Origin of the sequence: Fictibacillus iocasae (assembly GCF_042665465.1) — a bacterium.
GTDB classification, from domain to species: domain Bacteria; phylum Bacillota; class Bacilli; order Bacillales; family Fictibacillaceae; genus Fictibacillus; species Fictibacillus iocasae.
In genome coordinates, this window is record NZ_JBHTCP010000006.1 from 54,776 (window position 1) to 77,668 (window position 22,893).

At 48.9% G+C, this 22,893-nt stretch carries 22 protein-coding genes and 2 tRNA genes; 2 read left to right on the plus strand and 22 right to left on the minus strand.

Features of this window, described 5'->3' with window-relative positions:
- Positions 1 to 18: 18 nt before the first annotated feature.
- The 3 genes from ACFQPF_RS03755 to ACFQPF_RS03765 all read right to left on the minus strand — a co-directional run bounded on the left by ACFQPF_RS03755 (position 19) and on the right by ACFQPF_RS03765 (position 1,906).
- Positions 19 to 93: transfer RNA gene (locus ACFQPF_RS03755), tRNA-Glu, on the minus strand.
- A 17-nt stretch (positions 94 to 110) separates the two neighbouring features.
- Positions 111 to 186: transfer RNA gene (locus ACFQPF_RS03760), tRNA-Lys, on the minus strand.
- A gap of 433 nt (positions 187 to 619) precedes the next feature.
- Positions 620 to 1,906: an adenylosuccinate synthase gene (locus ACFQPF_RS03765; protein WP_379746711.1), complete on the minus strand. Its 1,287-nt coding sequence runs from the start codon at positions 1,904 to 1,906 to the stop codon at positions 620 to 622.
- 289 nt (positions 1,907 to 2,195) lie between these two features.
- Here ACFQPF_RS03765 and ACFQPF_RS03770 point away from each other — a divergent pair, with 289 nt between their 5' ends.
- Positions 2,196 to 2,606: a UPF0158 family protein gene (locus tag ACFQPF_RS03770; RefSeq protein ID WP_379746712.1), complete on the plus strand. Its 411-nt coding sequence runs from the start codon at positions 2,196 to 2,198 to the stop codon at positions 2,604 to 2,606.
- A gap of 33 nt (positions 2,607 to 2,639) precedes the next feature.
- Here the strand turns inward: ACFQPF_RS03770 and dnaB are convergent, their stop codons facing one another.
- From dnaB to ACFQPF_RS03830, 12 genes are all read right to left on the minus strand, one after another.
- On the minus strand, positions 2,640 to 4,004 hold the full coding sequence (gene dnaB / locus ACFQPF_RS03775) for a replicative DNA helicase (protein WP_379746714.1): 1,365 nt from the start codon (positions 4,002 to 4,004) through the stop codon (positions 2,640 to 2,642).
- Positions 4,005 to 4,522: 518 nt separating this feature from the next.
- Entirely contained in the window at positions 4,523 to 4,966 is a 444-nt protein-coding gene (rplI, locus tag ACFQPF_RS03780) for a 50S ribosomal protein L9 (RefSeq protein ID WP_379746716.1), read from the minus strand.
- Positions 4,963 to 6,936, minus strand: a complete 1,974-nt coding sequence (locus tag ACFQPF_RS03785) for a DHH family phosphoesterase (RefSeq protein ID WP_379746718.1) — start codon at positions 6,934 to 6,936, stop codon at positions 4,963 to 4,965. Before ACFQPF_RS03785 ends, rplI begins: the two co-directional genes overlap by 4 nt.
- Before the next feature lie 11 nt (positions 6,937 to 6,947).
- On the minus strand, positions 6,948 to 7,886 hold the full coding sequence (locus tag ACFQPF_RS03790; RefSeq protein ID WP_379746720.1) for a YybS family protein: 939 nt from the start codon (positions 7,884 to 7,886) through the stop codon (positions 6,948 to 6,950).
- A 280-nt stretch (positions 7,887 to 8,166) separates the two neighbouring features.
- Positions 8,167 to 8,631: a hypothetical protein gene (locus ACFQPF_RS03795; RefSeq protein ID WP_379746722.1), complete on the minus strand. Its 465-nt coding sequence runs from the start codon at positions 8,629 to 8,631 to the stop codon at positions 8,167 to 8,169.
- A 73-nt stretch (positions 8,632 to 8,704) separates the two neighbouring features.
- Positions 8,705 to 9,676, minus strand: a complete 972-nt coding sequence (locus tag ACFQPF_RS03800; RefSeq protein WP_379746724.1) for a ring-cleaving dioxygenase — start codon at positions 9,674 to 9,676, stop codon at positions 8,705 to 8,707.
- A gap of 415 nt (positions 9,677 to 10,091) precedes the next feature.
- Positions 10,092 to 10,325, minus strand: a complete 234-nt coding sequence (gene rpsR / locus ACFQPF_RS03805; protein ID WP_379746726.1) for a 30S ribosomal protein S18 — start codon at positions 10,323 to 10,325, stop codon at positions 10,092 to 10,094.
- A 58-nt stretch (positions 10,326 to 10,383) separates the two neighbouring features.
- The gene (gene ssb / locus ACFQPF_RS03810; protein ID WP_379746728.1) at positions 10,384 to 10,941 is read right to left on the minus strand and encodes a single-stranded DNA-binding protein; all 558 of its coding nucleotides are present in this window, start codon (positions 10,939 to 10,941) and stop codon (positions 10,384 to 10,386) included.
- Positions 10,942 to 10,962: 21 nt separating this feature from the next.
- Positions 10,963 to 11,250 carry a 30S ribosomal protein S6 gene (gene rpsF, locus ACFQPF_RS03815; protein ID WP_379746730.1) on the minus strand — a complete coding sequence of 96 codons (288 nt, stop codon included), beginning with the start codon at positions 11,248 to 11,250 and terminating at the stop codon, positions 10,963 to 10,965.
- Positions 11,251 to 11,606: 356 nt separating this feature from the next.
- Entirely contained in the window at positions 11,607 to 12,704 is a 1,098-nt protein-coding gene (gene ychF / locus ACFQPF_RS03820) for a redox-regulated ATPase YchF (RefSeq protein ID WP_379746732.1), read from the minus strand.
- A 233-nt stretch (positions 12,705 to 12,937) separates the two neighbouring features.
- Positions 12,938 to 13,138 (minus strand): DUF951 domain-containing protein, encoded by a 201-nt coding sequence (locus ACFQPF_RS03825; protein ID WP_379746734.1) that lies wholly within the window; start codon positions 13,136 to 13,138, stop codon positions 12,938 to 12,940.
- 13 nt (positions 13,139 to 13,151) lie between these two features.
- Positions 13,152 to 14,045: a mechanosensitive ion channel family protein gene (locus ACFQPF_RS03830; RefSeq protein WP_379746736.1), complete on the minus strand. Its 894-nt coding sequence runs from the start codon at positions 14,043 to 14,045 to the stop codon at positions 13,152 to 13,154.
- A 200-nt stretch (positions 14,046 to 14,245) separates the two neighbouring features.
- On the opposite strand from ACFQPF_RS03830, the gene yyaC reads away from it, so the two are divergent.
- Positions 14,246 to 14,875 (plus strand): spore protease YyaC, encoded by a 630-nt coding sequence (yyaC, locus tag ACFQPF_RS03835; protein ID WP_379746738.1) that lies wholly within the window; start codon positions 14,246 to 14,248, stop codon positions 14,873 to 14,875.
- 48 nt (positions 14,876 to 14,923) lie between these two features.
- Here yyaC and ACFQPF_RS03840 read toward each other — a convergent pair whose 3' ends face one another.
- From ACFQPF_RS03840 to mnmE, 7 genes are all read right to left on the minus strand, one after another.
- Positions 14,924 to 15,655 carry a DUF554 domain-containing protein gene (locus tag ACFQPF_RS03840; protein ID WP_379746740.1) on the minus strand — a complete coding sequence of 244 codons (732 nt, stop codon included), beginning with the start codon at positions 15,653 to 15,655 and terminating at the stop codon, positions 14,924 to 14,926.
- 80 nt (positions 15,656 to 15,735) lie between these two features.
- Positions 15,736 to 16,578: a ParB/RepB/Spo0J family partition protein gene (locus ACFQPF_RS03845; protein WP_379746742.1), complete on the minus strand. Its 843-nt coding sequence runs from the start codon at positions 16,576 to 16,578 to the stop codon at positions 15,736 to 15,738.
- On the minus strand, positions 16,559 to 17,332 hold the full coding sequence (locus tag ACFQPF_RS03850; protein WP_379746744.1) for a ParA family protein: 774 nt from the start codon (positions 17,330 to 17,332) through the stop codon (positions 16,559 to 16,561). The genes ACFQPF_RS03845 and ACFQPF_RS03850 overlap by 20 nt, the downstream gene beginning before the upstream one ends.
- A 488-nt stretch (positions 17,333 to 17,820) precedes the next feature.
- On the minus strand, positions 17,821 to 18,699 hold the full coding sequence (gene noc / locus ACFQPF_RS03855) for a nucleoid occlusion protein (protein WP_379746746.1): 879 nt from the start codon (positions 18,697 to 18,699) through the stop codon (positions 17,821 to 17,823).
- 129 nt (positions 18,700 to 18,828) lie between these two features.
- Positions 18,829 to 19,545, minus strand: a complete 717-nt coding sequence (gene rsmG / locus ACFQPF_RS03860; RefSeq protein ID WP_379746748.1) for a 16S rRNA (guanine(527)-N(7))-methyltransferase RsmG — start codon at positions 19,543 to 19,545, stop codon at positions 18,829 to 18,831.
- Positions 19,546 to 19,557: 12 nt separating this feature from the next.
- Positions 19,558 to 21,444, minus strand: coding sequence for a tRNA uridine-5-carboxymethylaminomethyl(34) synthesis enzyme MnmG (gene mnmG, locus ACFQPF_RS03865; protein WP_379746750.1), 1,887 nt, complete (start codon positions 21,442 to 21,444; stop codon positions 19,558 to 19,560).
- Between the two features lie 21 nt (positions 21,445 to 21,465).
- Positions 21,466 to 22,842, minus strand: coding sequence for a tRNA uridine-5-carboxymethylaminomethyl(34) synthesis GTPase MnmE (mnmE, locus tag ACFQPF_RS03870; protein WP_379746778.1), 1,377 nt, complete (start codon positions 22,840 to 22,842; stop codon positions 21,466 to 21,468).
- Positions 22,843 to 22,893: the final 51 nt, after the last annotated feature.

Sequence of the window (22,893 nt, forward strand, 5' to 3'; positions counted from 1 at the left end):
GCTATGAAAATATAAAAATGGTGACCCATACGGGATTCGAACCCGTGTTACCGCCGTGAAAGGGCGGTGTCTTAACCGCTTGACCAATGGGCCACTTTTTTTATGAAAAATGGTGAGCCATGAAGGACTCGAACCTTCGACCCTCTGATTAAAAGTCAGATGCTCTACCGACTGAGCTAATGGCTCCCTAAAGTATGTGTTGTTCTATGTCGGCGCCGCGTTTTTTCACGACAAGATTTAATTTACCATGTAATAACGACTTTGGCAATAGTGTTTTATACTTTTTTAAAAATAAATTGATAGATTTTCAATTTTTCATGATAAAAGAAAGGAAGAGAAAAATCAGATCCAGCTTGCTCACGGGTTTATTTGCGAATCCGGAGTATTTATTTGCAAATCCAGGAACTTTATTTGCAAATTTGAACCGTTTATTTGCAGGTTTGAATGTTTATTTTGCACGGCGAAAATTTATTTATTTTTCGACACGCTTATTTGCGGCAGCGACTCTTTATTTGCCGCACGTAAACAAGCGCAAACAGGCACGAGCACACCTCTACACACACAACAAACCAAAGCCCCAGCACTTCTGCAGGGGCCTTGTTCATCAAGCTAATCAACTTTATCCAAAGACACCGCGAATCATGTTCGTTTGTGCACGGTCAGGTCCTACCGAGAAAATAGACAGTGGAATGCCTGTTACCTGTGCGATGCGCTCCACATAGTGGCGAGCGTTCTCTGGAAGCTCTGAAAGCTCCTTCACGCCTGTGATATCTTCCGTCCAGCCTGGGAACTCTTCGTACACCGGCTCACACTCTGCGAGCGTCTTCAAGCTAGCTGGGAACTCACGGATGATTTCGCCTTTGTACTTGTATGCGACACAGATCTTCAAAGTCTCGATGCCTGTCAGCACGTCAATAGAGTTCAACGACAGATCTGTGATGCCGGATACGCGGCGGGCGTGTCCGACAACGACTGCGTCAAACCAGCCAACACGACGCGGACGGCCTGTTGTGGTTCCGTACTCGCGGCCCACTTCTCGAATCTGGCTGCCGATCTCGTCATGAAGCTCTGTCGGGAACGGACCATCACCAACACGTGTTGTGTACGCTTTTGATACGCCGACAACGTGGTTGATTTTCGATGGACCAACGCCAGAACCGATGGTCACGCCGCCCGCGATTGGGTTAGATGACGTAACGAACGGGTATGTCCCCTGGTCGATGTCGAGCATAACGCCCTGAGCGCCTTCAAACAATACGCGCTTGCCGTCATCAAGAGCGTCGTTCAACACAACAGATGTGTCAACAACATACTTGGCGATCTGCTGGCCGTACTCGTAATACTCGTCAAGAATCTGCTCTTTTGTAAATCCTTCTGCTTCATATATGCGCTCGAACACACGGTTCTTTTCTGCCAGGTTGCGTTCAAGCTTCTCTTCGAACACTTCGCGGTCAAGAAGGTCGGCGATACGGATGCCGACACGCGCTGCTTTGTCCATGTAGGCAGGGCCAATCCCCTTTTTCGTCGTTCCGATCTTGTTCGCGCCCTTAGACTCTTCTTCTAAAATATCGAGCTTCAAGTGGTAAGGCAGGATCACGTGCGCGCGGTTAGAAATGCGCAGGTTGTCTGTGCTTACACCCTCGCCGTGAAGGTACGCGAGCTCTTGTACTAGTGCTTTCGGGTCAACGACCATTCCGTTTCCGATGACGCACACTTTATCGCTGTAAAAAATCCCAGATGGAATTAAGTGTAGCTTATATTTTTTTCCGTCAAACACAATTGTGTGGCCGGCGTTGTTTCCGCCTTGATAACGAGCAACAACTTCCGCTTTCTCTGATAGGTAATCGGTGATTTTCCCTTTCCCTTCATCGCCCCACTGTGTTCCTACTACAACTACTGATGACATGGCTTGCACCTCCATGAGTATACCTTGCAAAAATACAGCAAGTATCAAAAATCCATGCTAAGTGTAGCAAGTCAGGCGGTAAAAGTCAACTTAAATCCGAACGATTAAATAAAACGTTAATAATTCGTTCGGAAAACTAACCTACATATATCTCGCTTCTTTACGAAATGTTGTATATAGAGCATTTATCATAATTAGTCGGGGTCCGGTACGGCACAAGGTCATGCCGCATCGTTGCAATGATGTACGTGAAAGGTACCGGACCCCGACTAAGGGTTTGGAGGACATCATGCGTTTAATTGACGACATTATTATCGCTTATTTAGACAACCACTATGACCATTCGTATTATTATGACAAACAAGAGAAAAGCATTTACATGGAAATCGACGAGGCACTTACGGGAGAGTCTGGCGTGGACTGGGACGATGAAGAAAATGAGTTCCGCTTCATTCCCATCCCGAAGGTACTGAGCAACGAGGTGTACGGCTGGATGCTGGAGTTTGAAAGCAAGCAGACACACAGCAAGCTGCTGCGGGCGCTGAACAGCCGCAAGCCGTTCCGTGAGTTTAAAGAAGTTTCGGATCAGCTGGGGCTGCTCGATCAATGGCATGAGTACGAATATGAGCGAGCGCTCAATCGGATTCGCAGCTGGGCAGAAGAAAACGGCATTTTAGAAGAACTCGAAAAGGCAGCCTGATGATTTCATCAGGCTGCCTTTTCTCTGTTCGTTTTAAGCCCCTGACGGAATCGATCTTTCATCATGATGCCGGTCGAGGTTGACGAACTTGTTGTATTCTTTTACAAACGCCAGTTCAACTGTTCCGGTCGGGCCGTTACGCTGTTTGGCAATAATGATCTCGATAATGTTCTTCGCTTCGGTTTCTTTGTCATAATAATCGTCACGGTATAAGAAGGCGACAATATCGGCATCCTGCTCGATGGACCCGGATTCACGAATGTCAGACATCATCGGACGCTTGTCTTGACGTTGTTCCACGCCACGGGAAAGCTGTGACAGCGCGATAACGGGCACCTGCAGCTCACGCGCGAGCGCTTTTAGTGAACGGGAGATCTCCGAAACTTCCTGCTGGCGGTTCTCGCCCGACTTCCCGCTTCCCATAATCAGCTGCAAGTAGTCGATTAGGATCATGCCAAGCCCTTTTTCCTGCTTCAGACGGCGGCATTTTGCACGAATGTCGTTAATGCGCACGCCCGGTGTATCATCAATATAGATTCCGGCTGCAGATAGACTTCCCATCGCCATCGTCAGCTTCTGCCAGTCTTCCGGCATCAGGCTTCCCGTACGAAGCCTTTGTGCGTCGATGTTTCCTTCCGCACATAGCATACGCATGACGAGCTGCTCAGCGCCCATCTCCAGTGAAAAAATCGCGATATTCTCATCCGTCTTCGTTGCCACATTTTGCGCGATGTTCAGCGCGAACGCGGTCTTACCTACGGAAGGACGGGCTGCCACGATGATCAAATCGTTTCGCTGGAAGCCGGCCGTCATCCTGTCAAGGTCGTTAAACCCAGTCGGGATGCCTGTGATGTCGCCTTTGCGGTTGTTCAACGCCTCGATGTTGTCGTACGCCTGCACGAGAACATCCTTGATCACGGTGAACGCGCTCGTGTTCTTGCGGTTCGCCACTTCCAGGATCGTTTTTTCCGCCTCGTTCAGGATCGCTTCGACTTCCTCTTCACGCGCGTAGCTGTTCGCCGCAATATCGGTCGCCGCACGGATCAGGCGGCGCAGCAAGGATTTCTCTTCAACGATCTTGCTGTAGTACTCAATGTTCGCTGCGGTCGGCGAGCTGTTCGCCAGGTCGCTCAAGTGAGAAACCCCGCCTACTTCTTCCAGCAGCTTGCGGTCCTGCAATTCAGCTGTGACCGTGATTAGATCGACCGGCTCGCCTTTGCCGGCAAGATCAAGCATGACACGGTAAATGCTTTGATGGCTCGCACGGTAAAAATCTTCAGGCAGCAGAATTTCCGACGCCGTAATAAGAGAATCCGGGTCAAGGAAGATCGCCCCGAGTACAGCCTGCTCAGCCTCGATATTTTGCGGCGGTATACGGTCTGCAAACAAATCGCTCAATTCCCTGTCCTCCTCTTTCGTTCCTTTTATATTATCGTTCTTTAAGATAAGTAGTATTGGACTAGTGCATAACACGCCCTAGCTTATCTATTTTATCACAAGAAAACAACATCCGCTCTGTGATTAAATGGAAAACTTATTGATTGGGGGTGATGGGGGTACGGTACGTTTTTTGGGGAAATGGCGTTATGACGGGAATTGTTTTGAGACGTACCGTACCCCTGCTACTTTGACCGCCTCCTCTATCCAAATTAATTGTAACGTGGATAAAAGTAGGTGTCCAAATCAATTAGGGGGCTAAATAGCATTCGCGCCGTTCGGCTGTTGCGCGCCATTTCCTTCAACTTCCGCGCGGGTTTGATGCATTAACCTCTATTTGCGCGCCGCTTTTAACAGCTTGCGCGCCGCCTCCACAAAAGAAAACCAAGCCTCCCACACAACACACCCGCACCCAACAAAAAAGAAGCACCCGCCACACTAGCAGCGGGTTGCCTCCTCTCATCTCATCTTCTATTCTATTACCCTTCCACCACGTGAACCTTGATCGTGCCGGTCACTTCTGGGTGCAGCTTCACTGATACGTTCGTGAAGCCGAGTGCCTTGATCGGATCGTTTAGCTCAATCTTGCGCTTATCGATCGTCACACCTGCTTTTTTCAAGCCTTCTGCGATTTGCTTGCTTGTCACGGAACCGAACACGCGGCCGCCTTCTCCGCTTTTCGTCGGAATCGTGACGGTCATTTCAGCGAGCTTTTCTTTCAGCGCTTGAGCTTCTTCCTTCATCTGCTGTGCTTTTTTCTCTTCGCTCTTCTTTTGGCCTTCTACCGTCGCCACAGCGCCTTTGTTCGCTTCAGTCGCGAGCTTGTTCGGCAGCAGGTAGTTGCGTGCATAGCCTTCTGATACGTTCTTAATCTCGCCTTTCTTGCCTTTTCCTTTTACATCTTGAAGAAAAACTACTTTCATTCTTCTTCCCCCTCTTCAAAATACTCGTCGATCACCGCTTGCAGGCGGGATTTCGCTTCTTCTATTGTAGCATGCTCAATCTGGCATGCGGCGTTGGTCAAATGACCGCCGCCTTCTAATTTTTCCATCAGCATCTGCACGTTCACATCGCCGAGCGACCGCGCGCTGATGCCGATTTTGCCGTCAAGGCGGTTGCAGATGACAAACGATGCCGAGACACCGTTCATCGCCAGCAGGATATCTGCGGCCTGTGCGATCACCACTTGATTATACGCCTCATCGTGCGGGCCTGTCGCGATCACGATTCCTTTTTTATACATTTCCGCACTTTCAATCAGCTTCGAACGGCGGTTATACGTTTCCAGATCTTCTTTTAAAAAGCGCTGGACGAGAATCGTGTCCGCCCCGTGCGCCCGCAAATACGATGCGGCATCAAACGTCCGCGAGCCTGTTCTGAGCGTAAAGCTCTTCGTATCGACGATAATCCCTGCGAGCAGGGCGGTCGCCTCGAGCATGCGCATTTTCAGACGCTTTGGCTGGTATTCGAGCAGCTCTGTCACCAGCTCGGCGGTAGACGACGCGTACGGCTCCATATAGACGAGCACCGGGTCGGCAATGAACTCCTCGCCGCGGCGGTGATGGTCGATGACGACAACATGATCGAGCTTGTTTAACAGCCGCTCTTCAATGACCATCGATGGCTTGTGCGTATCGACTACGACGAGCAGCGTCTCCGATGTGCTGATCTCAAGCGCTTCTTCCGGCGTGATAAAGTATTTCCACACCGATTCAGTTTCCTTGATCTCTTCCATTAAGCGAAGCACCCCGGTATCGAGGTCAGACTGGTCAAGCACGATATAGCCGTCTTTCCCGTTCACCTGCGCCACTTTTAAAATACCGATGGCCGAACCGATCGCATCCATGTCCGGGTTCTTATGGCCCATGATCATGACTTTATCCGATTCTGCCACGAGCTCGCTTAACGCATGCGAGATGACGCGGGCACGAACCCTCGTGCGCTTTTCGACCGGGTTCGTCTTGCCGCCATAGAACCGCACCTTGCCCGACGTCTGCTTGATCGCCACCTGGTCCCCGCCCCGTCCGAGAGCAAGATCCAGACTCGACTGTGACAGCGCACCGAGCTCAGGCAGGTTGTTTGTGCCGGCGGCCACCCCGATACTGAGCGTAAGCGCGACATTTTCCTTTGCCGTCGACTCTCGCACTTCATCCAGCACACTGAATTTATTTTTCTCTAATTCATTCAAAATCTTTTGATTAAAAACGGCGAGAAACCGCTCCGACGACGTTCGTTTCAAATAGATGCCGTGCTGGTTCGCCCAGCCGTTGAGCACCTTCGTCACCTTCGAGTTGATGTTCGACCGGAACTGGTCATCAAGCCCTTGTGTGACTTCTTCATAGTTATCTAGAAAAATGATGCCCATTACTGTCTGTTGCTCGTCGTACAGCTGCTCGATCTCCAGCTGTTCCGTCACGTCAAAAAAGTACAGCAGCCGTTCTTCCTTCTTAAAGCTCACGTGGTATTTCCGCGTGTTGATGCTGATGATTTCTTCCTTCGCTTCCCCTTTAATCAGCGGGATCAGCTCTTCGGAAGCATGGTTTAGGGAATGCCCGATATAAGACTCTTCTTCTATTAAAGCGGACATGAACGGGTTCGCCCACTCAATCTTGTAATTCTCGTCATAAAGCAGAATCCCGATCGGCATTTCCATGAGCGCTTCTTCTCCGACCTTTTTTATACGGTACGAAAGCGTGGAAATGTAGTCGCCCAGTTCATCCTGAAAAGCCGTTTCCGCACGCATGTTGTAATAAAAGAGAATGCCTAGCGCAGCAAATCCGGCGAGTCCAATCGCCCAATGAAAATATGTGAGGATGCTGACAAGCAGCACCGATAACACAAACAAGGCTATCACAGGATAACCATGCCACCGTTTCAATAAAAACTTTGGCATATTGTCAGCTCCTACTGTTTTGGTTTCAACCTGTTTTTTACGTTAAATCCTATATCAATTATACCTAAGAATTTCACGACTTCCATCAATAACGGCAAGATGCCTGAGGATAAAAGGATGACAGCACTGATAAGAACAGGGAAGGCCTTGGATTTCTTCTTCACCCATGACCAGTAAAACACGAGCGAGAGCCCCTGTACCGTGAACACGACCGACAAAAGCGAGTAGAGGTTCACCGTTATCATATGCAGCGTGGTGCCTTTTTCAGGATTCATAAAAACCAAAATGATGGCAGCCAGATAGTACCAGACGAACGATTTCGGAAAATTCCATTCGCGAAACGGCGGCAGCTTTTTAGCTTCTATCCCCTGCTTCTTCATCACAAAACGAGCAAGCAGGAAGGTAATCAGGGCGATGACAGCCGCCACAATGATCATCGTTGACGGAAGAAGCGACGGCAGCATCTCTACCTGCTCTTTAATAAGCTCCGCCTGACCGCCCGCTCCGCCTGTCTGTTGTTCGAGCCGTCCTGTCTCTTCCAGCACGTCTTCTACCCCTTTTTGTGCCTCAGCAATCGGATTGATGCGCAGCACCAGCTTCGTGTAAAGAAGCAGCAGCAAAAAGTTGGCCAGGTTCGAGAGCGCACCGCCGAGCCAAACACCAAACGCAGGCTTTTCGCGCCGAATCAGCTCACCCATCACTATACCCGCTAAACCGGGAAGCAACGCCAGCCAGACTGCCTCTAAACCGCCTGAGATGATCGAAAGGATAACAGCGGCCGCACTAAACGCCCCTCCGCCGCGAAACCCGTGCTTCGCCTGCATCACGATAAACGGCACCGGCAGCGCCATATATAAAAGAACACCCATGCCCGGCACAAAGACCGAAACAGCGAGCATTGCAAAATAAATGATAAACCATAGTAACCCATCACGAACAAGCCTCGACATACAACACCTCTTCCGCATACTACATTACATTGTAGACGCTAACCCCCAACACTTTCAAGCTTTCCACTATTCCCATCATTGACCGCCCGCGCTCCGTATAAACCCCACCCCCCAGACGGTAGGCCAATGAATGCAGGTTCAACGGTTGGGCAGCGATTGGGGTCCGGTACTCGACCGCTTTATGTCCTTATTCTCCACCGTTCATTGAAGGAAGTACCGGACCCCGCATATCCATTAAAAAAGAGCAAAAAGGCGGGATAACGCCTTTTTGCTCGCAGTATTAGTTTTTTGAAACAGCGGAAGCTCCTGCACTTGCTGTCACGTGTTCGATCCGGTAGATGCCTCGGTTACCGATCACGGTAAACATCCAGTTCCCCGGTACGGTCTCTTTCAGACTTGAAAGACTGTCTGCCGGAATTCTGACAGAATCCAGAAACGTTTCATAAAAAACGAAATCTTCTCCTTCTTTTAACCCAAGGCGTGCGATCAAAAAGTTTTGCAGGCCGCGGATGGAGAGAAACTTGAACACATATCCATGGTATACCGCGCTATCCCATACCTCTTGATTCTGTGCGCCAAATTCAAGAATATAATCAATGCTTTCCTCGCTGATTCCCGCCTCTTTAAACGCTGATCTGTTTTGATCTCGCACCGCGTCTGCGAGATCAGCACCCTTCAACCCTGCAGCAGCTGCCCGCTCTAAAATGAGGCCTGCCGGCATCGGCAATTTCACTTTCGTCATCATTTGTCCCCCTTTACATCTTCTTTTTATTTCGAAAATAAAGAGAGGTTTTCCTGCTTTTTCTCTCACAATAAGATTATGGTTTCGTGACGAGCGGCTTAAGCTTGGCTTCAATCTCTGCTCGCTTCGACTCCAAAAACGGCGGAAGGGCGAGTGACTCTCCCAAATGCTCGAACTCTTCATCCGTATCAAAGCCTGGTCCATCAGTGGCGAGCTCAAACAAAATGCCGTTCGGCTCCCGGAAATACAAGGAACGGAAATAAAAGCGATCTACAAAGCCAGAGTTGGCGATTCTCTCCGCCTTTATCTTCTCCACCCATCGGAGCATCTCCCCTTCATCCTCTACACGAAAAGCGACGTGATGCACGCCGCCGCGGCCCAGTCGTTCAGGAGGCAAATCGTTGCGTGTTTCCAGATGAATTTCAGAACCAGAGCCGCCTTTCCCTGTCTCATAGACGAGGATGTCCGGCTGTCCCGCTACAGGAGACGCATACTGTCCACTCCTGCGGTAGCCCATCACCCTCGTCAGCACCTCGTCTGTCAGTTCGGGGTCCGGTACGGTAAGCTGAACAGGACCGAGACCATTGATCGCATACTGAACAGGTACCGGACCCCGGCTCCAGGCTATACCCGCTTCCACCCCTGTATGATTCTCATCAGAGACCAGAATCAACCTCTGTCCTTCATGATCCCGGAATCGCAAAATACGCCGACCGGCAGCTTCTGTGATGGTTTCATGTGAAACATTGTGTTCATTCAGCCGTTTCTCCCAGTAGAAAAGAGCTTCATCATTCGGCACTCTTAGTGAGATGGATGAGATGCTGTTGTTGCCATCATGGTTCCGCCCGGCCATCGGGAGTTCAAAAAAGGTCAGCTCGGTTCCCGGATTTCCTTTTTCATCCCCATAAAAAAGGTGATACATAGACGTGTCATCCTGATTGACTGTCTTCTTAATTAACCGCAGCCCTAGCACGTTCGTATAAAAATTATAGTTATGCTGTGCGTTCGCCGTCATGGCAGAAACGTGGTGAATGCCCTTCAGTTCCATTTGAAACGCCTCCGTTTAATTATTAGTTACTTACTAATAGTAAACTACTTTCCGAACGTAATTGCAAGGGTTTCTTTTAAAAATAAGGGGTCCGGTACGTTTGATTCAAAAGTGTGCATTTTCGCACTTCCGCCAAAAACGTACCGGACCCCCATCCTTTATCCATCATAGACATATAAAGAAAACTTGGCTGACGTCAAGCCTTTAAGTCAGCCTTAGTTGCCCTTACACTATGTTCGTTAACTTTTTGGCCACGTCGAGTAATCATCTTGCAAAAAAGTTATACTTTCCATTAGTGTAAAGAAAACTTGGCTGACGCCATGCCTTTAAGTCAGCCTTTGTTAAAAAGTTATACTTTCTTAAAGTGTAAAAAAACCCGCAGTCCGTGTAACCGGGCTGCGGGTCTAGTCATTACCTATTCAGTAACGTATGGCAACAATGCCATGAAACGAGAGCGCTTGATTGCGCGCGTTAATTGACGCTGATATTTAGCAGAAGTTCCTGTCACACGACGAGGAAGGATCTTACCACGTTCAGAAATGAAACGCTTTAGAAGATCAGTGTCTTTATAGTCGATGTAAGTGATTTTGTTTACAGTGAAGAAACAAACCTTACGACGCTTTTGGCGTCCACCGCGACGTCCAGCCATGGTGCATACCTCCAATCATAGTTGTTTTTTTATATAGTAACGTTCCGTTGTTTACGTATTAGAATGGCAGATCGTCATCAGAAATGTCGATCGGTGTGCCGTCATTCGCAAACGGGTCATCTTTGAAGTTATTGCGGTTGGCATTCTGCTGCTGTTGCTGCTGTCCGCCATAGCCGTTCTCACTTCCGAAGCTGCGGTTCTGATTTGGCTGAGCACCAAATCCGCGATCATTGTTCGATGGTCCTCCGAAGTTGTTTGCTGTTTGAGGCTGATATTGGCCTTGTCCAGCATTCGCATTTCGAGGTTCAAGGAACTGAACACTCTCCGCCATTACTTCGGTAACATAAACGCGCTGACCCTGGTTGTTATCGTATGAACGGGTTTGCATCCGCCCATCAACTCCCGCAAGCGAACCCTTTTTCAAGAAGTTGGCCACGTTTTCAGCTGGTTTTCGCCACACAACACAGTTAATAAAATCTGCCTCGCGCTCACCCTGCTGGTTCGAAAAAGGACGATTCACAGCAAGCGTGAAGTTGGCTACAGCCACGCCGTTTGGAGTGTATTTTAATTCCGGGTCTTTCGTTAAACGTCCCACCAGTACTACACGATTTAGCATCAGAACCACTCTCCTAAAGGATTATCTTTCGTCTACAATCGTCATGAAACGAAGAACATCTTCGTTGATCTTCATAAGACGGTCGAACTCGTTAATCGCTTCGATTGGAGAGTTTACTTCCAATAGAGTGTAATACCCGTCGCGGAAGTCATTGATCTCATAAGCAAGACGCTTCTTGCCGATTTCTTTTTCGTTCGCGATCTCCGCACCGTTATCTGTTAGGATTGTCTTTGCACGCTCGCGCGTAGCTTTCAACGTATCCTCTTCAACATTCGGACGGACGATGTACATGATTTCGTACTTTTTCATTCCGTTCACCTCCTTTTGGTCTTAGCGGCCCAAGCTCGAAACTCAGGCAAGGAGCAAATCATCAAATCAAAATATCGACAATTACTCACAATATAGAATTATAACAAACACTGCCCAGAAAGACAAGGGCATCCTTTGAAAATAGTCGATCCTCATCATTCATGTTTCCAGAAGTCCTCGTGGAGTTTCGTGGGGGTCCGGTACGGCACACGGTAAAACCCTTTCACACCCGTAATCTCCTCTTTCACGTACCGGACCCCAAAAACCATCAAAAACCTCACACACAAAAACAAAAAAAATAAAAAAGCCGCGGCATAACCTGATATCTCGGTTTTGCCGCGGCTGCTTCATTTGTTTTATACGTTGAAACGGAAATGGACCACATCTCCATCTTTCATTTCATACTCTTTTCCTTCAAGGCGCGTTTTACCTTTTTCCTTAGCTGCTGCCATGCTTCCCGCTTCCATCAAGTCATCGTAGGCAACAACTTCGGCACGGATGAACCCGCGCTCAAAGTCCGTATGGATGATGCCTGCACACTGAGGAGCCTTCATGCCCTTGCGGAACGTCCACGCGCGCACTTCCTGCACACCTGCCGTGAAGTAAGTCGCAAGTCCGAGCAAGGAGTAAGAAGCACGGATCAGCTTATCAAGACCTGCTTCTTCTATGCCAAGCTCTCCTAGGAACGCCTTCTTTTCTTCACCGTCTAGCTCAGCGATTTCTTCTTCTACACGCGCACAGATCACAATCACTTCTGCGTTTTCACGTGCTGCATATTCGCGAACGGATTCAACGTGCTGATTTGTGCCTTCTAGTAAGTCGTCCTCGCTCACGTTCGCCACATAAAGGATCGGCTTCATCGTTAACAAGTGCAAACCGTATACGATTTTCTTCTCATCAACAGAAAGATCCACGCTGCGCGCTGGAAGCTCGTTCATGAGCGCTTCTTTAATCTTTTGCAGAACAGGCAGTTCAGCCAATGCTTCTTTGTCTTTTGATTTCGCAAGTTTTTCAATACGCTGGATGCGCTTGTCGACCGTTTCCATGTCAGCAAAGATCAGCTCAAGGTTAATGACCTCAATGTCCTCTACTGGATTAACCTGGCCGTGAACGTGCGTGATGTTTTCATCTTCAAAACAGCGGACAACCTGGAGAATCGCGTCTGTCTGGCGGATATGAGACAAAAATTTGTTGCCCAGTCCCTCACCTGTACTCGCACCTTTAACGATACCGGCGATGTCCGTGAATTCAAACGTTGTCGGTACGGTCTTTTTCGGCTGCACAAGCTCTGTCAGCTTCTGCAAACGGTGGTCCGGCACTTCAACAATCCCCACGTTCGGTTCAATCGTACAGAAAGGATAGTTCGCGGATTCTGCGCCCGCTTGTGTAATCGCGTTAAAAAGTGTGGATTTGCCGACGTTCGGCAACCCTACGATACCTGTCGTTAGAGCCATGTTTTTCACTCCTCATTTATATGGAACATATGTTTGTTATCTTCAAATAAACATCCTTCACAATTATAGGTTTTCTTTTCCTAAAAGACAAGAACCTAACCAAAACAGGGCTGTTCCGCAAACTCAGCGGAACAGCCCTGATCCTTCTTTAAAAGTCATAATTCGCCTGTCATCACCATGTTTCACGTGAAACATGAAAAAAGCTGGACATGCTCTCATTACTGCATGTGATGCTAGCTCTCTTCCTTCACCGTCAGAACCTTTTTGACCTTTTTCGCGAACTCGCTTCTTGGAAGCATGACGCTGTGCTGGCATCCCATGCATTTAATGCGGATATCCGCTCCCATTCGGATGATCTTCCAGCGGTTCGTGCCGCATGGATGCACTTTTTTCATCTCGACTTCATCATTGAGTTCAAATGTTTTTTGCTGCATGCCACTATCCCCTTTACGATTTTTTCGCAGCGGCGGCGGGTGCCTGCTCTTTATGGTAGGTAACCATTTTAGGATACGGAATCTCTATGCCTTGCTTGTCGAATTCTGCTTTGATCGCTTTTCTAAGCTCTCTTGAAATTTTAAAGTGTGTCATCGGCAGCACTTCAGCCGTCACTCGGATCACGACTTCTGACGCACCAAGCATTTGAACGCCGAGCACTTCCGGCGGCTTGACCATTTCCGGGAAGTCCGGCTCTTTCGCATGGACGACCTCCTGAATAATTTTCTGCGCTTTTTCGATGTCTTCCTCGTACGCGATGCTCACATCGACGACAGCGATGCTGTTGTGGACAGAGAAGTTCGTCACTTCCAATATGGATGAATTCGGCAGGATGTGCAGTTCTCCTGTCCAGCTTTTAATTTTCGTCGTCCGCAGCCCGATTTCTTCCACATGCCCTTCAAAGCTCGCGACCCTTACGTAATCACCGACAGAAAATTGATTCTCAAATATAATGAAAAATCCAGTGATGATATCCTTCACAAGACTTTGCGCGCCAAACCCGATCGCGAGTCCGACAACACCGGCACCTGCGAGCAGTGCTTTAATATCCACAAATTCGCTGAGTATGGTTAAAAACGCCATAAAATACACCACATACGAAATCACATTACCTAAAAGTTTAACCAGTGTCGCTTCTCTTCGCTCCGATAACAGTTTAAGCGGGCTTTTGTCACGCAGTTTAAAAGCGTTGACTACCGCAACACTTAACAGATGCTTGATGATGACCGCTCCGATGATGATTCCGATAATTTTCAAACCGGTTCCGGCAAACGCCATCCAAACAGCGCTGTCTGTCAAATATTGATAAGCCTCTTCTGCCATTTTAGAAAAAGCCGTTCCTTCCATTCAAACAACCTCCATCTTTCATGCCAATTGCACTTCTTTTGTACAGTGTATCATCTCTTTCCGAACTGTAAACATCAGCCGGTTAACAAACGAGCAGCAGAGGGTATACTACCTTAACCACCCTATGAAAATAGAAACGTATGTATAGGAAACACTTTCCTTCCGTATACTGATAGTACCATCTTAAAGGAGAGGATATCATGTTCCTCAAACGGAAACTAGGACTAGGTAAACCGATGCAATACAAGACGCACCACGAAGATAAGGAAGCTTCTTTTTCAGTTACGGAACAAATACTTTCCTTACTGCCCGATTTCACGCAGCCTGTGGTTGTCGTCTGTATCGGGACGGACCGGTCCACGGGCGATGCGCTTGGCCCGCTCGTCGGCTCGAAGCTAAAAGCGAAGGATACGTTTCCGTTCTATGTGTACGGAACGCTTGATGAGCCCGTTCACGCAGTGAATTTAGAGGAAAAGCTGGCTTTTATCAAAAAAGAGCACCCCGGTGCATTCGTCATCGGAATCGATGCTTGCCTTGGGCGATTGAACCATGTTGGCATGATCTCTCTCGGTGATGGACCAGTTAAGCCTGGTGCCGGTGTGAACAAACAGCTTCCGGCTGTTGGCGACATACATATCACCGGCATCGTGAACGTCAGCGGATTTATGGAATACTTTGTTCTCCAAAACACCCGGCTCAGTATCGTAATGAAAATGGCGGACTTGATCGCCGACTCCTTACTTATGGCTTCGCTAAGAAAAAAAATTCAGTTCCGCGCCGCGGCGCAAGTACCTGCTGCGGCTAACGATGACATCTTCAAAATACAATAAATGCAGCATCAACAGCAAATGCCGCCCAACAGCGGCATTTTTTCTTTTTTACATAAAATGCAGTGCAGCCGTTATTTCGCTCCAATAAAACACGATGACGGCTAGGGCTACAGTGAACAAAAGGCCTGGCAGCAGGTTGGCGACACGGATTTTCGTGACACCTAAAATGTTCAGCCCGATGGCGAGGATCATGATGCCTCCCGTGCCGGTAATCTCCACAATCATGGCATCCATGAGCTTTTCTGGGACAAAGCGGTCAATCTGCGTGGCAAAAAGTGTGATGATGCCTTGATACAGCACGACCGGTATCGCCGAGAACATGACTCCGATACCAAGAGCCGATGTGAAAAGCATGGCGCAAAAACCGTCGATTAGTGCTTTCGTATACAGCACGGCATGATCCTGCCTCAATCCGCTGTCGAGTGCACCAACAATCGCCATCGCCCCAACGACAAACACCAGTGTCGCCGTCACAAATCCTTGTGCGACCGTTCCCTGCTCCTTCGATCCGATCCGGCTCTCCAGCCATTTTCCGACACGTCCGAGCTTGTCCTCCAGATCCATCTTCTCGCCTAAAGCACCGCCCAAGGCAAGACTCGCAATGACAATAAGAAACTGCTCGCTTTTCAGTCCCATTCCGATGCCTAGCACAGCAACCGCCAACCCCATCGCCTGCATCACCGTCGTTTTCGTCTTTTCCGGAATGCTTGTCCAAAAAAGCCCAAGAAAGCTTCCGAGTAGGATCGCCAAACCATTTACCAACGTTCCAAGTAAGGACATGTTCTCTTCTCCTGAGTGTAAGTATTTGTAACTCTCTCTTTATTAAGCGTAAAAAGAAAAACCACCCGGCGGATGGTTTCTTATTTATCTAGAATTTCAAGGATTCGGTCAAGGTCTTCCTCTGAAAAGAACTCGATTTCAATCTTGCCTTTGCGCTTCATTTTCTTAATGCTGACGGATGTACCCAGACGGTCTCTTAAGTCTGTCTCCCTCTCGCGGAGATAGACACTCAGCACAGGCTTTTTCTTCTTGGTTCCACGTGAAACATTTTGGTTGATGTCCTGGATCAGCTTCTCAAGCTGGCGGACGTTTAGGTGGTCTGTCACCGTTTTGTGAATCACGTCCTGCATTTTCGTTTTCTTTTTCAAGCCAAGAAGCGCCCGTCCGTGCCCCATTGAAATCGTACCTTCACTGATTAGATTCAGCACCGGCTCCGGTAACTGAAGCAATCGAATATGGTTCGTGATGTGCGGGCGGCTCTTTCCGACACGCGCTGCGAGCTCCTCTTGTGTCACTTTAAGGTGCTCAATCAGCTTCTGATACGCCTGCGCCTCTTCCACAGGGTTCAGGTCCTCACGCTGCAGATTTTCAATAAGCGCGATCTCCATCATTTCCTGCTCGCTTAAGTCTCTGACGATAGCAGGCATCATCTTCAATCCCGCTTCCTTAGCGGCTCGATAACGCCGCTCGCCCATAACAATTTCAAACCCTTTAATGCTTTTGCGCACTACGATCGGCTGAAGGATGCCGTGCTGTTCGATCGATTCCTTCAATTCGTTAATATGAGCCGGGTCAAACACTTTTCTAGGCTGATACGGATTGGGGCGGATTTCTTTCATTTTAATTTCTTTTACAGCTTCTTCCGCAGGTGCATCAGCCGGCGGAAAAAAGACACCTAGTCCCTTACCTAACCCTTTCGCCACTGCCGATCACTTCCTTCGCTAATTCTAAGTACACTTCTGCTCCTCTGGATTTAGGATCGTAAATGATAATAGGCTTTCCATGGCTCGGTGCTTCAGATAGTCGGATATTCCGAGGAATAATGGACTTGTACACCTTGTCCTGAAAGTATTTCTTCACTTCTTCAATCACTTGAATGCCAAGGTTCGTGCGGGCATCAAGCATCGTGAGGAGGACACCATCGATCATAAGGTCGGTATTCAAATGCTTCTGAACAAGCCGAACCGTGTTAAGCAGCTGGCTGAGACCTTCAAGCGCATAATACTCGCACTGAACGGGAATCAAAACCGAATGAGCCGCTGTCAGGGAGTTGATCGTCAAAAGTCCTAGTGATGGAGGGCAATCAATGATGATGTAATCATATCGGCTGCTTACACTCTCCAATGCTCGCTTGAGCCTCACTTCCCGGGAAATCGTCGGTACGAGCTCAATTTCCGCTCCGGCAAGCTGGATGGTGGAAGGCAGAATATGCAATCCTTCCACAAGGGTTTCTACTATCACGTCATTGATGTCAGCATCTTCTACTAAAATATTATAAATACATTGGTCAATGTCGCCTTTTTCAACGCCTACTCCGCTCGTTGCGTTGCCTTGCGGATCAATGTCCACGAGCAGCACCTTTTTCCCAAAATAAGCTAGACATGCTCCCAGGTTAACTGAAGTTGTTGTCTTTCCGACCCCGCCCTTTTGGTTTGCGATCGCTATGATTCTCGCCATGATGTCACCTACCTCTTTTCTTCAAACTATTACCTCTATAATATCAGAAAGAGGAAAAAATAACTTATTTAAAATCAACAAACAATGAAAGAATTTTTCTTAGCAATAACCCATTTTTAAATAGTATTCAGCGAAGTTGTTGATCTCCGTTACAGGCGCACGCTTATCCAGAGGGGTATGGAGAAAAGCAGGAAGGGCTCGTCCAGCCCCGACATGCAAATTAGGAAGGGACCGGTAAGTCGGTTTGTGACTTATTGGGCACTAGCCCTTTTGTCGCTACGCGCCCTTAAAAGGTCTCACCTGCATCACTCCCACTCGCTGGAGTCGGCACCTTTCACTGCGATCAACTTACGCAATGAAGTATTCAAAGTTGATTTATTCGTTCAAAGTTTCAGCAGATGGACAATACAAAAGATAAAAGCAACCGCTGATATTTAAAAGAAAAAGCAGTATCGTCTCGCTGTAACGAGCTGATACTGCTTTTTCTTTTACTTTTTCGGAATCTTAATCGTGAATTGGTAAAATTCTTCGTGTTCTTCTTCTTCGGTGTCGATGGAAAGTCCGCTTTGCAGGACCATGTCGACAGACTGTCTTACAGTATTGATGGCTAGACGCATGTCTTTAGAAAATGATTTTCGGCGGGCGACGGGCTTTTTGGCCTCGATCTCGCCTTCTATCATTCGTTTAATGCGTTCTTCTGTTTGTTTTACGTTCAGCTGCTTTTCTAAAATCTCTGAGAGAACCTGTTCCTGCTTTTCCGGCACCTTCAGTATGATGAGGGCGCGAGCGTGGCGTTCAGAGATCTTCTTAGCAAGCAGGGCATCCTGAATCGATTGTGGAAGCTTCAGCAGGCGCAGTTTGTTCGCGATCGTCGACTGGCCTTTCCCGAGCTGCTGCGCAAGCCCTTCCTGTGTGAGTCCGTGTATTTCCAGAAGACGTGCATAAGCCATTGCCTCTTCGATCACCGTCAGTTCTTCGCGCTGCAGGTTTTCAATGAGCGCGACGGAAGCCGTCTGTGAGTCGTCCATCTCTTTTACGATAACAGGGACGGTCTCCCAACCCAGCTTCTGTGATGCTCGCCATCTGCGCTCACCCGCGATGATCTCATAGCGGTCATCCCCCATCGGGCGGACGACGATTGGCTGGATCATGCCATGCTCTTGAATGGTCTGCGATAATTCTTCAATCCGTTCATCTATAAAAACCGTTCTTGGCTGAAAACGGTTTGGAACAATGCTTCTAACTGGAATTTGCAAAACTTCTTCGTTGTCATTTTTCTCAGGCGTCTCCAGAGTCTGCGTTTGTGTCTGCTGGGTCTGCTGGTTTTTTTCGCCGATGCCGAATAACCTTGAAAAAGAATTCTTCATGCGAATACACCACCTTATGTGATCTATCTATCTATTTCGCTGCAGCAGGCCCTGACTCCTGCCGGCCCCCGAAAATCTTTACAAATCCTGTATGTAACAGGTGTGTTTCACGTGAAACACACCCTTTTCTTATTCTAACGGTGAACGGTTCGGTGTTCCCGGCTTGCGCGGGTATTTTTTAGGCGTAGTGCTTTCCTTCTTGATCGTAACGATGTACCGTTCACTCTCTTCAATCGGAAGCGTGAAAGCATGAAGGTCTTCCACTTTTCCACCCAGCGTCTTTAGTGCTTTTTCGCCGTTTTTTAATTCCTCCGGAAGAGCAGAGCCTTTCATAGCCACAAAATGTCCACCTTTCTTGACGAGTGGCAGACACAGCTCACTCAAAACAGACAGACGGGCGACAGCGCGGGCTGTAACAAGGTCATAGCTCTCGCGAATTTCTGCTTTTTGCCCGAATGTTTCTGCGCGGTCGTGGTAGAAATGGCAGTTCTCCAGCCCTAGCTCTGATGCCAGGTGCTCGAGGAACGAGATCCGCTTGTTGAGTGAGTCAACAATGGAAACTTCCAGGTGAGGAAAGCAAATTTTAATCGGGATGGATGGAAATCCTGCCCCTGCTCCAACGTCGCAAACACTCTTCACTTTTGTGAAATCAAAGTAAAACGCAGCTGACACGGAGTCAAAGAAGTGCTTTAAGTACACTTCTTCTTTATCGGTAATCGCTGTCAGGTTCATCTTTTCGTTCCATTCGACAAGCGTTTCATAGTATTGCTGAAACTGGTTCATCTGATGATCGGAAAGCTGGATTCCTTTTTCAGCGAGCTTTTCTTGAAATAATGCTGTATTCATGCGTACCCCCTGTTATCGTGCCAATTTCGCGAGCTTGCCTTGCTCGAGATACACGAGCAGGATGGAAATGTCGGCAGGGTTAACGCCAGACACACGCGACGCCTGTCCTACAGACAGCGGACGCACTTCATGCAGCTTCTGCTTCGCCTCGGTCGCGAGCCCGTTAATCGCGAAATAGTCCAGATCCTCCGGAAGCTTCTTATTTTCCATCTTCAGCATACGCTCTACCTGCGCCAGCTGTTTATCGATATAGCCGGCATATTTAATCTGAATCTCGACCTGTTCTGCTACACTCTCTTCGAGTGCCTCTTCTGCAGGTGCCAGACGGTGAATCACAGGGTATGTGATCTCAGGCCTTCTTAATAAGGACGCGGCACTCATCGGTTCTTTAATCGGGGAGCTGTTCTCCTCGGCCAGAATGCGTAGTGTTTCTTCCGTCGGCTTGACGGAAACGTGCTCAAGGCGCTCTTTTTCAGCCGCGATCGCCGCTTTTTTCGCTAGGAAACGCGCAAACCGGTCATCGGAAATCAAACCGATCTCGTGGCCTTTTTCAGTTAAGCGCAGATCCGCGTTATCATGGCGAAGAAGAAGGCGGTACTCCGCTCGCGATGTAAGCAGTCGGTACGGCTCGTTCGTTCCTTTTGTTACCAGGTCATCGATCAAGACACCGATGTACGCTTCTGAACGGTCCAGGATAAGCGGATCCTTTTCCTGTGCCTTTCTCGCTGCGTTAATTCCGGCCATCAGCCCTTGTCCGGCTGCTTCTTCATAGCCGCTCGTACCGTTCAGCTGCCCGGCAGTAAAGAGACCCGGCACCTTCTTCGTTTCAAGTGACGGCCAAAGCTGTGTCGGCACGATGCTATCGTACTCGATCGCATAGCCGGCACGCATCATTTCCGCTTTTTCAAGCCCTGGAATCGTCGATAAAATCTTCAGCTGAATGTCTTCAGGAAGACTGGTCGACAGACCCTGCACGTACACTTCCTCTGTGTTTCGCCCTTCCGGCTCAAGGAAGATCTGGTGACGCGGCTTGTCGTTAAAGCGCACGATTTTGTCTTCAATCGAAGGACAATACCGGGGTCCGGTCCCTTCGATCATGCCAGAGTACATCGGCGAACGATGCAGGTTGCCGTTGATGAGAGCGTGCGTCTCTTCGCCTGTATACGTCAGCCAGCATGGCAGCTGGTCAGTGATATACTCGGTCGTTTCATAGCTGAACGCCCGCGGAACATCGTCACCTGGCTGAATTTCTGTTTTCGAATAATCGATTGTTTTCGAATTGACTCGCGGCGGCGTTCCGGTCTTGAAGCGCACCATATCGAAGCCAAGCTCCTGCAGATGATACGACAAGTTCACGGACGGCGCCATGTTGTTCGGTCCGCTCTCATACGAAAGGTCGCCGATAATGATCTTTCCACGCAAATACGTACCCGTCGTGAGCACGACCGCTTTCGCCTCATGCTCGGCACCCGTTTGCGTGATCACGCCTTTACACACCCCGTCTTCTACGATCAGGCGCTCGACCATTCCTTGGCGGACGGTCAAGTTCGGTGTGTTTTCCATCGCTTTTTTCATTTCATGCTGATATAAATATTTGTCAGCCTGCGCTCTGAGCGCGCGTACGGCCGGGCCTTTCCCTGTGTTAAGCATGCGCATCTGAATATGCGTCTTATCGATGTTGCGCCCCATTTCGCCGCCAAGCGCGTCAAGCTCACGCACAACGATCCCTTTTGCCGGTCCTCCGACAGACGGGTTGCACGGCATATACGCAATCGCGTCCAGATTCAGCGTCATGCAAAGTGTTTTCGCACCCATTCTTGCCGCAGCTAGGGCCGCTTCGACTCCGGCATGACCGGCCCCGACAACGATCACATCGAATGTTTCGGCTTTATATCCCATATTTCTTACCTCCTTCTATGTTTATTTTCCTAAGCAAAATTGTGAAAAGAGCTGGTCGATCAAGCTTTCCGAGACACTGTCTCCAATAATCTCGCCAAGAATTTCCCAAGCTCGTGTAATGTCTATCTGAACCATGTCGATCGGCAATGACATTTCGATGCCGCCTAGTGCTTCTTCTATATGATGGACCGCTTGATGAAGCAGGGCGATGTGGCGCGTGTTGGACACATAGGTCAAATCCTGGCCCTCGATTCCCGCTTCAAAGAACAGTTCCGCAATCGATTTTTCCAGCTCGTCCACGCCTTCTTCTTTTAAAAGTGAAGTGGAAACGACTGGTGACGTGCCAGCAAGCTCTCTTACCCGCTGCATATCGATGTGCGCCTCAAGATCCGTCTTGTTGACGATCACGATCTTGTCCATTCCTTCTGCCGCTTTAAACAGGTTCTCGTCCTCTGGCGACAAGATCTCGTTTCCATTCAGCACGAGTAAAATCAAATCCGCCTCGCGCAGCACCTTGCGCGACTTTTCGACACCGATCTTTTCGACGATGTCTTCTGTATCGCGGATTCCCGCTGTGTCAATCAGACGAAGCGGCACGCCTCTCACATTCACATATTCCTCGATCACATCGCGCGTTGTTCCCGCGATATCTGTCACGATCGCTTTGTTTTCGTGAACAAGGGCGTTAAGAAGCGAGGATTTGCCGACGTTCGGACGTCCGATGATCGCGGTCGATAACCCCTCGCGCAGTATTTTGCCCTGTGATGCGGTTTGCAGGATCTTCTGTATTTCGGTTTGGACGAATTGCAGCTTTTCGTTGAGCAATCGGTGCGTCATCTCTTCTGCATCGTACTCCGGATAATCGATGTTCACTTCAACGTGCGCGATCGTCTCGAGGAGCGTCTGGCGCAGTTCGGTGATCAGTCGTGATAGGCGTCCTTCCATCTGGTTAAGCGCCACGTTCATCGCCCGGTCTGTTTTCGCGCGGATCAAATCGATGACCGCTTCTGCCTGCGACAAGTCGATTCGGCCATTTAAAAAGGCGCGTTTCGTAAATTCCCCCGGCTCAGCCAGCCTCGCTCCTTCTCTGAGGATGAGCTGCAGCACACGGTTCACCGACACTAAGCCGCCGTGGCAGTTTATCTCGACCACGTCCTCGCGTGTGAAGGTGCGCGGTGCAAGCAGCACACTAGTCATGACTTCTTCTACGGCCTCGCCCGTCTTCGGATCGATCAGCTTGCCGTAATGAATCGTGTGCGTCTCCGCCTCTTTAAGAGCAAGCTTGCCTTTAAAAATTTTATCTGCGATGCTGACCGCCTCATCACCGCTCAAGCGAACGATCGCGATCGCACCCTCGCCAAGCGGCGTTGAAATCGCCGCTATCGTATCATAATGCATGTCTTTCACCCCGCTTCTTTCCACATGCCGTTCTCATTATCTTATCTATTA